This window comes from Cohnella herbarum (assembly GCF_012849095.1).
Taxonomy (GTDB): Bacteria; Bacillota; Bacilli; order Paenibacillales; family Paenibacillaceae; genus Cohnella; species Cohnella herbarum.
In genome coordinates, this window is the sequence record NZ_CP051680.1 from 5,062,749 (window position 1) to 5,074,956 (window position 12,208).

The 12,208-nt window shown below is 52.3% G+C and carries 9 protein-coding genes; 3 read left to right on the forward strand and 6 right to left on the reverse strand.

Annotation, left to right across the window (positions count from 1 at the left end):
• The first annotated feature begins 101 nt into the window (after nt 1-101).
• Nucleotides 102-2,018: an ATP-binding protein gene (locus HH215_RS21700; RefSeq protein WP_169281799.1), complete on the forward strand. Its 1,917-nt coding sequence runs from the start codon at nt 102-104 to the stop codon at nt 2,016-2,018.
• Here HH215_RS21700 and HH215_RS21705 read toward each other — a convergent pair.
• The 3 genes from HH215_RS21705 to HH215_RS21715 all read right to left on the reverse strand — a co-directional run bounded on the left by HH215_RS21705 (nt 1,995) and on the right by HH215_RS21715 (nt 3,833).
• A complete protein-coding gene (locus tag HH215_RS21705; RefSeq protein WP_169281800.1) occupies nt 1,995-2,231 on the reverse strand; it encodes an NHLP leader peptide family RiPP precursor in 237 nt (78 codons plus the stop codon). The genes HH215_RS21700 and HH215_RS21705 overlap by 24 nt on opposite strands.
• Before the next feature lie 70 nt (nt 2,232-2,301).
• Nucleotides 2,302-3,264: a hypothetical protein gene (locus tag HH215_RS21710; RefSeq protein ID WP_169281801.1), complete on the reverse strand. Its 963-nt coding sequence runs from the start codon at nt 3,262-3,264 to the stop codon at nt 2,302-2,304.
• Nucleotides 3,265-3,299: 35 nt separating this feature from the next.
• A complete protein-coding gene (locus tag HH215_RS21715) occupies nt 3,300-3,833 on the reverse strand; it encodes a histidine phosphatase family protein (protein WP_169281802.1) in 534 nt (177 codons plus the stop codon).
• A 263-nt stretch (nt 3,834-4,096) separates the two neighbouring features.
• On the opposite strand from HH215_RS21715, the gene HH215_RS21720 reads away from it, so the two are divergent.
• Nucleotides 4,097-5,791 (forward strand): M3 family oligoendopeptidase, encoded by a 1,695-nt coding sequence (locus tag HH215_RS21720; protein WP_169284515.1) that lies wholly within the window; start codon nt 4,097-4,099, stop codon nt 5,789-5,791.
• Nucleotides 5,792-5,884: 93 nt separating this feature from the next.
• Here HH215_RS21720 and HH215_RS21725 read toward each other — a convergent pair whose 3' ends face one another.
• Together HH215_RS21725 and HH215_RS21730 are read right to left on the reverse strand one after the other, a co-directional pair.
• Nucleotides 5,885-6,724: a YitT family protein gene (locus HH215_RS21725; RefSeq protein ID WP_169281803.1), complete on the reverse strand. Its 840-nt coding sequence runs from the start codon at nt 6,722-6,724 to the stop codon at nt 5,885-5,887.
• A 91-nt stretch (nt 6,725-6,815) separates the two neighbouring features.
• Nucleotides 6,816-7,700 (reverse strand): AraC family transcriptional regulator, encoded by an 885-nt coding sequence (locus HH215_RS21730; RefSeq protein ID WP_169281804.1) that lies wholly within the window; start codon nt 7,698-7,700, stop codon nt 6,816-6,818.
• 146 nt (nt 7,701-7,846) lie between these two features.
• Here HH215_RS21730 and HH215_RS21735 point away from each other — a divergent pair, with 146 nt between their 5' ends.
• Nucleotides 7,847-10,753, forward strand: a complete 2,907-nt coding sequence (locus tag HH215_RS21735) for a family 78 glycoside hydrolase catalytic domain (protein WP_169281805.1) — start codon at nt 7,847-7,849, stop codon at nt 10,751-10,753.
• Nucleotides 10,754-10,935: 182 nt separating this feature from the next.
• On the opposite strand, the gene HH215_RS21740 is transcribed toward HH215_RS21735, so the two are convergent.
• On the reverse strand, nt 10,936-12,186 hold the full coding sequence (locus HH215_RS21740; RefSeq protein WP_169281806.1) for an alpha-L-fucosidase: 1,251 nt from the start codon (nt 12,184-12,186) through the stop codon (nt 10,936-10,938).
• Nucleotides 12,187-12,208: the final 22 nt, after the last annotated feature.

The following is a 12,208-nucleotide window of genomic DNA, read 5'->3' on the forward strand; positions in this document are numbered from 1 at the left end:
CAAGAAAATAGAGGATTATGTAAGATATTGTCGAAATCCATTGTTACTATTCAATAAATGCCTCTCCCGACCCAGAATATAGAGTAATTGCGAGGTATGAGATGAAGCCGGCACATTGGCAAATAGCACCGCGAATCATTATCCTCCTACTGTCGCTGTTCGCGTTCCTGCCCCAACCTGCCCATGCCGATAGTCATCCGATCGTGATCCAGGAATGGCAAGTCAAGTGGATCCCGGCAGGCACCTCAGGCGAAGAGGCCCCAACCGACGGAGGGCTTTGGGAAAATGTCAGAGTCAACAATCCGCTAACGATCGTCCCCAAGAATACGCAAGGGATGTGGATTCGTTTCACGGTGCCCCCTACCTCCGATTGGGAGCGTCCGGGGCTACTCGTCGATCGGCTATACGGACTTGATCTTTCCGTCTACCAAGAAGACAAAATGATATTCGAGTCTTCCCGCGATGTCAGCTTCGACCTGAATAAGCTGCTTGTTCCCATTAAACAATCCGCTGAATCCGAGGAATATTATATCCGCATTCTTACGACGAACGACCGGGCCGGAATGATAAGCGGCATTCGCGTCGATAATTTCGAGCATCTATCCGACCGGTACGTCCTTAAGGACTTGCCCGATATTTTGCTTGGAACTTCGATTGCTTTCCTGTCGCTGATTATGTTAATAAGCTCCGGTTATTTGCGCCAAAAGCAACGAAGTTCATGGATATCTCTATGCCTAATCGCCCTTACGACGGGAACGTTGATCATCGTCTATTCCCCGTTGCCGTATCTCTTCCTGAAAGATTACGGAAGCATCCTGATGATCCTATTCGATGTTTCGTTGTTCATATTAATTCCGGCATTGAATTATTATATCGATCAAATCTTCGAAGGCCATTACCGGTTCTTTACGATCTTTCGATATATTCAAGCCGGCTACTCCGCATTCTGCTTAATCGCGCTTTTCGTTTATACCGCATCGGGGCAACAGAATTACGAGATTTATTATCTGATCCTCAATGTCGTCAACAGCGTTCTCATTCTTTTGCAACTGCCGCTTATTATCGTTCTGTCCGTCCTGAATGCGATCAGGGGCAACAAGAATGCGACGATACTATCGATCGGCATCATTCTATTCGCCTTATCGGGAACGATAGATCTGACTTTCTATTACCTGAGCAACAAAACATACGTTCTGTACCTGTGGAAATTCGGCGTCATCATCTTGATGATCTCCCTGATCATTATCCTCGCTAGACGTATATCTTCCGATTACGCCAAGCTCGTTACCTACTCCAAGGAGTTGGAGCTCTATAACCACAGCATGCAGCGTACCGAGAAAATGAAGATCATAAGCGATCTCGCCGCCTCCGTCGCCCACGAAGTCCGCAATCCGTTGCAAGTCACTAGGGGATTCCTGCAGCTGCTTGCCGCAAGAACGGACGAGAAGAGCCAAGCTTACTTCGAATTGGCCGTTAACGAGCTTGATAGAGCATCCGATATTATTACCGACTTCTTAACCTTCGCCAAGCCGGAGATCGAGAGGATAACTCTTCTGGACCTATCGCAGGAAATCAAAAAAATCGAAGCCATGATGCTGCCTCTGGCTGCCATGCATGGGGGTGTCCTCGTATGCAATATACAAGACGAGCTTTATATCCACGGGAATTCGTCGAAGCTTAAACAAGCGTTAATTAACATCATCAAGAACGGGATCGAGGCTATCGGAAACGATGGGATTATTCAAATAGAGGCGACGGCGACGACGGGGAAAGTACAGATCCGGATAGCGGACAACGGCGATGGCATGAGCGAGGAGGAAGTCGCCAAGCTCGGGGAGCCTTTCTTCTCCACCAAAACCAAAGGAACCGGCCTTGGTTTAATGGTCACCTTCCGAATCATCGAGGTCATGAAAGGGACGATTTCGATTAAGAGCACGAAAGGCAAAGGAACCGAATTCATCATTCGGTTCCCCTTGATCGTGAAGGAAAAACGATTACCAGGGGAATCTGACGTTTGAGTCCCCGTCCGCAACGTCCTCCGGACTTGGAGGAAGAGCTAGGTAATACCGAGTCGAGCTTTCTTCAACCACTTTCAGTTCAATCTCCGCGGGAATTTCTACGCCGAACGCTTCTTGGATAGCTTTCTTCGGCTCGCTCAGTAGACTTTGCTTGAATGCCGGATCTTCCCAAGCTTTCTTAATAATCTGTACTTTCAAAGATTCCAATGACATGCGGACACGACCTTTCCAATATGTGGTTGAATTTCACCCCTATCATATCATGCGGTCGCGACAAAATCTCTTATTTCCTTGCGATATTCGACAAAAAATAGGACAAAGCTCCTCCCGATGCCAATCTCGCGGTCGTCTCCTCCGCTAAGAGGGCATCTTTTCGGATTTCTCCGGTTAGGGATCGTTGGAATGAAGCTAAACTCGCGGGAACGTTCGGAATGCTCTCTATGCGTTTTCCATAATCCTCCGCAATGTCCGCTAGTCGATCTAGAACATTGGCGCGATAGATCGCTTGTTTCACTTTCCGCTCATCGAGAGGGTGATCCGGCGGCAAGGAGATTCGTTCCCGCGCAAGCGTAAGGAACGCATTGCAGCCCTCCTCCTCTTCCGCCAGATCCTCCCGCCAATCCTTCCAATCGTCGGCTAACTGCAAGGTCGCTAACACGAGATCAATGGCCCTCTCCAGCTCGGACAAGCTTTCTCTTCCTCCGGTCAATCGAAGCATACCCGCGGCGCACAGCTTAACCGGCGCAGACTTCGCCGCAAGCCGTCCGGGATCATGCGGATCCGCCGGCAGCTTGCCTTCTAGCGATACGGCTGCTCCCCAAGTTTCAACATAACCTCGATAATCCTGCCATAATGGGGACTCCGCCGGGAAATGCTGTCCGTAGCGTTGCTGGAACAAACCCTGATAGAGCTGTCCGAGCACGAGAGCGTTACGAATCTCTTCCTTATCCAGCCTGCCCCCAGCGTCCATAACGTCGTCCATTAAGAAGTAATGAAGCATTGCATATATGTTGCCGACCGCAAGATCCCTGCATATGGCTTCCGAGAACTCCGTCATCCGTTCCTTCAACCAGAAGGGCAACAAAAAAGTAATATAATTCGAACCTTCGCGTTTCCCCTCCGGGTTAGCTTTGGCAAGCAACGAAAGACCGATCTCTTTGAATGGCGCAGGGAACAAAGCCGTCTCCGCGACAGCCTCGGCAAATATGCGCTCGATATCCTGTTCGTACCGTTCGCTCCATCTCATGCACAGGCCCCCTTAATCCGTATCGATCGGAACTGTTAATTCTCATAGATGTGCAATTTCCCATTGGCCGGGTAATTCAGCTTCGGACCGCGAAATCCCCTCTTGAGCAGTTCTTTGCCCATAAAGATCATTAACGCGCCATGGCTTACGATCAGCACGTCTCCTCCGTCAGGAGAAATCGCTTCATCGAGCACCATTCTTATCCGTTCTCGTGCTTGCTTAACGTCCATTCGGGTCTGACGATTTAAGAATAAGGAAAGTCGGATCAAAAGAAACCACGCGATGAACGGAAGCTTCAGCTTCGTGCTGAACTTCGGCGCGGGAATCTCCTTGAGCTCGGCCTTAACCAGTATCGTGCCATCGTATATTTTCTCCGCGGTTAGTCTAGCTCTCGGCATCGTACTCGTAAAGCATCGGCTCCATTGGATACCGCCGAGATCGGTACTCCCCTCTTCGATGTCGGCGACATCGTACTCTCGAAACCATTGCTCAACCTCGCTTGCGCTGAATCTTCTCCCTTTCGGAAATTCCTTCCGCACCTTGAAGTGTCTGACTAACCCGATTTTCACAATCCACGCACACCCTTTATCATCTCTGAATATCCGATCGAACTTGCTCTCATGCTGCTAATATTAACCTTTCTCGACACGAATTATCAAATTCAAACGGCGCGTTCCGCATTCGTCGCCATTAGCGCCTTCGAACCGGCTAAACGACTTTGCGTGACGCAGCAGGGTTAGCGAAGCCGAATATCGAATACACTCAGGAGGAACATGATGACTACCGGTGAAAAAAGCCCATTATTAATCAAAAAAGAGGCAGGTGCGTGCAAGTGAAATTCAGCGAATACCGTTACGAACGACCCGACGTAAAAGCTTTCGAGCTCCGGATCAAGGAGCTTCTGGCCATTTTCGAAGCGGCAAGCAGCTACGAGGAACAAGACGAGGCAATGGCCGGCATCAACAAACTGCGCGGCGAATTCGATACGCAGCAGCAGATCGCGAGCATTCGCCATTCGATCGATACGAACGACGAATTCTATAAAGCCGAACAGGATTTCTTCGACGAGAACGGTCCCGTCGTCCAAGAGTACGTCACGGATTACTACCGGGCGCTGGTCGGCTCCAAGTTCCGAGCGAAGCTGGAAGAAAAATGGGGCAAGCAGCTATTCCAGATGGCCGAGCTGTCTCTCAAGACGTTCAGCCCCGAGGTCATCGAAGACTTGCAACAGGAGAACAAACTGTCTACGGAGTATTCCAAGCTGATCGCCTCCGCCAAAATCCCGTTCGAAGGAGAAGAGAGAACGCTGCCGCAGCTCGGTCCGTTCCAGCAATCCACCGACCGCGATATGCGCAAACGCGCTTCCGAAGCGTCGAGCGGCTTCATGGCCGAGAACGAGGAACGATTCGACCGCATCTACGACGAGCTCGTGAAGATACGGACAAGAATCGCCAAGAAGCTGGGCTTTAACGATTTCGTCGAGCTAGGCTACGCTCGAATGAGCCGTATCGGTTACGATGCCGGGATGGTGGCAAACTTCCGTAACCAAGTGCTGGAGCATATCGTGCCGATCGCGTCCAAGTTGAAGGAGCGCCAGCGTAACCGGATCGGAGTCGATCGATTGCTCTATTACGACGAGAATTTAGCCTTCTTGTCGGGCAATGCGAAGCCGAAGGGCGACCCGGATTGGATCGTGGACAACGGCGCTAAAATGTATGCCGCGCTGTCGCCGGAGACGGATAAGTTTTTCCGGTTCATGCAGGACAACGGATTGATGGATCTGGTAAGCAAGAAAGGCAAGCAAGGCGGCGGCTACTGCACGTATATTAGCGACCACGGAGCCCCGTATATTTTCTCCAACTTCAACGGCACTTCGGGCGACATCGACGTATTGACGCACGAGGCCGGGCACGCTTTCCAGGTATACGAGAGCCGGCGGTTCACCGTTCCGGAGTACAGCTTCCCGACTTACGAAGCCTGCGAGATTCATTCGATGAGCATGGAGTTTTTCACTTGGCCGTGGATGGATCTTTTCTTCGAGGAGGAAGCGGACAAATACCGGTTCCAGCATCTGGCCAGCGCCCTGATCTTCCTCCCGTACGGCGTAACCGTCGACGAGTTCCAGCACTACGTCTACGAGAACCCCGAGGCCACCCCGGCCGAGCGGAAACGGGCGTGGCGCGAGATCGAGAAGAAGTATCTTCCGCATCGCGACTATTCGGACAATGCTTACTTGGAGCAAGGCGGCTTCTGGCACAAGCAGGGTCACATCTTTAACTCGCCGTTCTACTATATCGATTACACCCTGGCGCAAATCTGCGCGTTCCAGTTCTGGAAGAAGATGAACGAGGACCGCTCCGCCGCGTGGGCGCAATACTTGCATCTGTGCCAATTGGGCGGCAGCCTGTCCTTCACGGAATTGGTCAAAGAAGCCGGGCTGATCTCGCCTTTCGAAGGCGACTGCGTCACGTCGGTCGTCGACAGCATCGAAGAGTGGCTGAACGGCGTGGATGATCGGGCTCTTTGATTGTCCCGCCCCCGCTGTCCGACAGCAAACAAGCACCGAGACTCGTCTCGGTGCTTGTTTTATTTGCCTTGTGCATCCAACCTAACCCATCGATCATTTCGACAATTCGATAAATCCTTCACCGAATACGTCCCGAACGTCATGGATCGTGATGAACGCGTTTTTGTCGTGCGCCTTCACGATCTTCTTCAACAAGGCTAACTCCTGCTTGCTGATGACGATATAGAGAATCTCTTGCGGGGTTTTCGTATAATGACCGTGACCATAGAGGACGGTAACTCCCCGATCCAGCAACACGTTCACCTGTTCGGCGATTTTGGTCTGCTCCTTGGAGATAATCGTCACGGCCTTCTTCGGATTAACGCCTTCGATAATGAAGTCCATCACTTTCGTTCCTATGTAGAGCATGACGATCGTAAACATCAAAGCCTCGGCTCCGATAATAAAATAGGAAGAGAACGCAACGATAAGATCGAAAAACAACAGAGCGTAGCTGACATTCCAGTCCAAGTATTTATTCGCGATTCTTGCCAGTATGGTCGTCCCAGCCGTCGTACCGCCTACCCGAATAATCATGCCGATCCCGATTCCCGAGAATAATCCTCCGAACACGGCGTTAATCGTTAACTCGTCGGACGCGATTCTCCAATCCTCCGTTACGTATAGGAAGAATGAATAAAAGACAACGGCGACGATCGTATAGATGACCGTCATTTTATCCAAGTACCTGTAACCGATCAGCAGCAAAAAGGAGTTGAAGATCAAGCTGACCAACCCGGGAGACCATTCGAATAAGTAATACAAAATAATCGTGATCCCCGTAACGCCGCCCTCGCCGAATTCGTTCGGAATAACGAACAAGTTGATGGATAAGGCGAAGATCAACGCTCCGACGATAATATGGGCCATATCCGACATTAACTTCTTTTTCATATTCACGCCCCCCATCATATCCGAACAGCGAACCTATAAGATCAACAATAAGATTCCAATAACTTGCGGGTATAATACTTGCTCGCCTACGTCAGCGCGACGCCCCTTGTTCTTGCCTGTACCGCCCGGGGGTGACGTTCGTCGTCTGCTTGAACAACCGGTGAAACCTCTTGAGATCGTGGATGCCGACCCGAGAAGCAATCTCCGCCACGGTAAGGCCGGCACACGAGGGTTCCGATAGAAGCTTACGGCTTCGTTCTATTCTCTCCTTGCTTAGAAGAGACGATATGGAGAGCCCCGTATAGGAGCTTACGATCCTCTGAAGCTGTCTCTCGCCAAGGCCGACGTGTCCGGCGATATCGGCGATCGTTAATTTCTCGTGCAAGTGGTCGCGGATATACCCGTATACGAGTTCAACCTTCTCGGCCGCAGGATCCGCCGCGCGCATTTCAACATTTAACGCGCGTTCCATCCGGATGAGAAGCTGGAGCAACAACCCGCAGAGCATCGTCTCGTACCCCATCCGTTTCTGTTGAAACTCCATGTGCAACGATTCGAACAACTGTCCGAATTCGCCGGAGGATTCGCGCATCTGGATCCAGCGATCCGTCTTCGCGTTAATCTGACGGAAGAGGTACAAGCCGTATTCCACGGGCAGTACGGATGTCAGGAAGCGAAAAATTTTCTCGTCGAAAATGCAATTGCCTATAATCAGCGGGTCTTTCGGATTGCGGGTGGATGGACGGAAAATATGGGAGATGCCGATGGGCAAGAAAAACAGGTCGCCCTTGCTCACTCGAATCGTCCTATCCTCGATATAATGGAAGCCGCTCCCCTCCCATACGTAACAAATCTCGATGAAGTCGTGTTCATGCTCGGGCAAAATAAATTCCTCGCTCACCCGATTGACGAATAACGACAGGCCATTGGAGAAGAATTGCTCTCCCTTCTCGATCATCGGACTCGCTTTCTTCACAGCCCTTCCCCCTCCCCGAAACGAATACCCCTCGAAGTCATCATATACCCATACGAAGTCGCAAACAACCCATAACATCCGTCCCTGATTATTTTACAATACAGAGGAGAAAACAATTCCATATGACGGGTGGTCTTGCAAACAGGATGAGCAGAGAATGGCAAGCACAGTGGATCTGGGGAGACGGGGAAGAGAGCCCGCGAAACGAATGGCGTTGCTTCAGGAAAACGTTCGAAATCCACGAGAACGATATTCGTTCCGGTTCGCTCCGGATTACCGCGGATTCTCGTTACGTATTGTTCTTAAACGGCACTCAATTGGGCAGAGGGCCTGTTCGATCATGGCCTTCCGAGCTGAGCTATGACACCTACGAAGTGGGGCACCTCCTCAAACCGGGGGAGAAAAATACGATTGCCGCTCTCGTGCTCCACTTCGGCGTATCTACCTTCTATTACTTAAGAGGAAGAGGCGGTCTCCTTATCGAACTCGAGTACGCGGGCTCGACTCGCGAGATTGTCGCTTCGGATGCATCATGGCAAACTTCCCGCCATAACGGTCATCATCCGCGCTCTCCTCGAACGACTTGCCAACAGGCTTTCGCCGAATATATCGATGCATCGGCTTGGGACGGCGAGTGGATGCGCGAAGACTATGACGATTCCGATTGGCGCAATGCGATCGTTCTTGGTCCGGTAGGTATGGAGCCCTGGACAACGGTCAAGCCGCGCGACATTCCGATGCTGACGGATGAAGCCGTATATCCCGTGCGGGTAAGCTCTCTGGCCAAGGTGCGTTCTTTCTCTCTCACGGCGACGGTAGACGTCCGCAATGCGCTTATGGTCGGAAGCGAGGATCATGCGAACGCCATTCAATTTACTGGATTCGTCGCAACTTCCGTTCGGGCAAGCCAAGCAGGTAAAGCTACGCTGGGTTTTCTCGCTTCGGGGGAATGCTTGCGCGCGTTATCCCTGAACGGGGAAATCGTAACCGACGATCGGCTGTACGGATCCGCGCCCGAACGCTATGTGGACGTAGACTTGCTTCAAGGGGACAATTTGCTGCTTATCGACGTATCCGGGTCCATACACACGGGCAAACTGCAAATCGGCGTATACGCGGAAGATTGCATCGAATTGGAATTGACCTCTCCTCTTCGCTTCCCGGATTCCCATGAACAATCGGCTTTCTGGGCCGTTGGTCCGTTCGACTACGTCATGCTAATCGATCATCAAGATAACCGCAAGCTGGATTCCGAACACCCGGTATACCTAAACTTGCTGAAGAGCGTTAAGACTGCCGTTGATTTGAATAGTTACGGGCAATGGCTACGTCCGATCGATCGGAAATATATTTCGGAAGCGGATGTGTTCAGCCTCTGCGTCTGGAGAAAAGAGCAGGTTAAGTTCGCCGTGCCTTCGCAGTTGCAGAACGCGGTTATCCCGAACGCTCAGGCCGGCATCGTTCCGACTTACGAAGGCTTCGACACGGAACTCGTCCTCGACTTCGGCAAAGAATATTCCGGCTATCTTACTTTCGAAGTGGAAGCGTCCGAGGGGACGATCTTGGATGGGTACGGATTAGAGTATATGACCGATACCTATCGCCAAGACACCTTCGGATTAGACCATACGATACGTTACGTGTGCAAATCCGGAAGGCAATTCCATGAATCTCCGATCCGCAGAGGGTTCCGCTATATGGCCTTTAACGTAAGGAATGCGAAATCGCCGGTGCGAATCTATAACGTAAAAATAATCCAGAGCAACTATCCCGTTGCCGAGATAGGCCGATTCGAGTGTTCCGATCCGCTCCTGAACGATATTTGGGAAATCAGCCGCCATACGACGAAATTATGCATGGAAGACACGTTCGTCGATTGTCCGGCATACGAGCAAGCTTTCTGGGTCGGCGATAGCCGGAATGAGGCGTTGGTGAGCAACTATCTGTACGGCGTTCAAGATATCGTGAAACGTTGCCTACGTCTCGTACCGGGATCGAAGCACCAAAGCCCATTGTACGCGGATCAAGTACCCAGCGGCTGGAACAGCGTCATTCCGAATTGGACGTTCTTCTGGGCAATCGCTTGCCGGGAATATTACGAACAGACGGCCGACAAGGCATTCGCGATCGAGATGTACGCGCATATCCGTTATACGCTCAATCATTATTTGTTGAAAATAGACGATAACGGCCTGTTTAACGTCAAGGGCTGGAACCTGCTCGACTGGTCGCCGATCGATCAACCGAACGACGGCATCGTGACTCATCAGAACATGTTCCTCGTGCAGACGCTTCGCTGCGCGGCCGAGATGGGGAGATTAGCCGGAGAGGACGCGGAGAGTTCCCGGTTCGATCAGGCGGCTATCCGGTTGGATAACGCCATCAATACGCACCTCTGGGATGACGAGAAGCAAGCCTACATCGATTGCATCCATCCCGACGGCAGACGTTCCGGCGTACTCAGCATGCAAACGCAAGTCGTCGCATCGTTGACGGGAGTCGCGAGAGGGGATCGGAAGGAAACTATCGATCGGTATGTGACCTCCCCGCCAAAGCATTTCGTGCAGATCGGCAGTCCGTTCATGTCTTTCTTCTACTATGAAGCGTTGGGCAAATTGGGAGAAATCGGTCTGATCTTGGAGGATATCCGCAAAAACTACGGCAACATGATCGATCACGGCGCGACGACATGTTGGGAGCAGTACCCCAACTTCGTTGAAAACAGGGCGAACCCGGATATGCTCACGCGCAGCCACTGCCATGCTTGGTCTTCCGCGCCGGCCTATTTTCTCGGGAAGGAAGTTCTAGGGATCAAGAGCCTTGCCCCGGGATGGAGCTCGGTTGAGGTTTCTCCGGCGCCGAACGGGTTAGGTTGGGCTCGCGGCAGCGTGCCGCATCCGGACGGCGGAACGATCGACGTCTCTTGGACGGTCAACGAGAGCAGCAAATCGTTCAAGCTTAGCGTCGCTTATCCGGAAGGCGTAAGCCTGCAGATCCAGATTCCCGACGGCTACGAAGCGGAGATTGAACAAACGGTTCTGCCGCAAGCTTAGGCTTAGGAAAAAAGGGGTGTCTCGCAAGGTCTTATTACTTGACCTAGCGGGACACCCCTTAATCTGATTACCCAGAAATATTCTCGAGTCTAACCCTTGTTGGGAACGGATCAGGAATAACGTTACGGTATCACTCTCTATCGAGTCACCGATCGGATTGGACTAGGAATAGCAATATGCCATCACCTTATCGCATCATTACAATTCGCATATACCCCCATAGAACGAACAAGCGGTTCTCCTTCGCTGGAGAGAACTCGCAACCTGACGGCCGAGGCCGCCACCGGGGGAAACGCATCGATCTTCTTATGACCGACGGCACTGCCCCGTGAGATCTCTACCCACTGCCCGTCCCTCAACGCATCGACGACGTATTCGCGGATTCTCTCTCCCAGCCGAATGTCCTCCATCAGGACGAGATGATCGATCGACGTCTCTCCCTCCAACTGAAGCACCAATTCGTTCCCAGTCCCGCTCGTCCGGGCGATCGGAGCATCGAAGCGCCGACGCACCTCGGCTCCCAGTTCCAGCACGCGCCGCACATCCGAATCCGGCAGCAACCCCCGATCGTCGGGCGCGACGTTGAGCAGCAGATTACAGCCATGCCCTACGGAACGATAGTAAATATCCATAAGGTGTTCCAACGAATGAAGCCGATCTTCGGCGTCCGGGTGCCAGAACCACTGGTCTTTGCGAATCGGAACGTCGCATTCCGCCGGCACCCATTTCGGCGTCGACGGCAGCCAGTCCGCGCTCTCGGTCGTGAACATGCTCAGGCGCGCCGCCTCTGCCGTATTCCAGCAAGGATAGGGAGCCACGCCGTCTTCGTTGCCCACCCATCGGATCGTCGGAGCACCCATATTGAATACCATCGCCTCGGGCTGATGAGTACGAACAATACGCATAATGCGCTCCCAATCGTAGGTATGTCCCTCCGAGCCCGCGCCGTCGAACCAGACTTCGACCAGCGGACCGTAACCGGTCAGCAACTCCTCCAACTGGTCGGCGTAGAAGTCGTCGTAAGCGGCAGGGTCCGCGTAACGCGGCTCATGCCGGTCCCACGGAGAGAGGTAGAGTCCGAAGCCTATTCCTTCCTCGCGGCAAGCTTCCGCGCATTCCCGCACGATGTCGCCTTTGCCATCCTTCCACGGACTGAAAGCCACCGAATAATCCGTCGTAGCCGTTGGCCATAGGCAGAAGCCGTCGTGGTGCTTGGCCGTAAGGATGAAGTATTTCATCCCTGCTTGACGGGCCGTACTCGCCCACTGACGAGCATCAAGCTCGGAAGGCCGGAATTTCTCCGGCGAGTCCGTTCCTTCCCCCCACTCCCGATCGCAGAAAGTATTCATGCCGAAATGGCAGAACATGCCCATCTCCATATCCTGCCACCTCAATTGATTTTCCGATGGCAGAGCCCCTTGGTAATCTCTCATGTGACCCGATATCCCCTTCGCT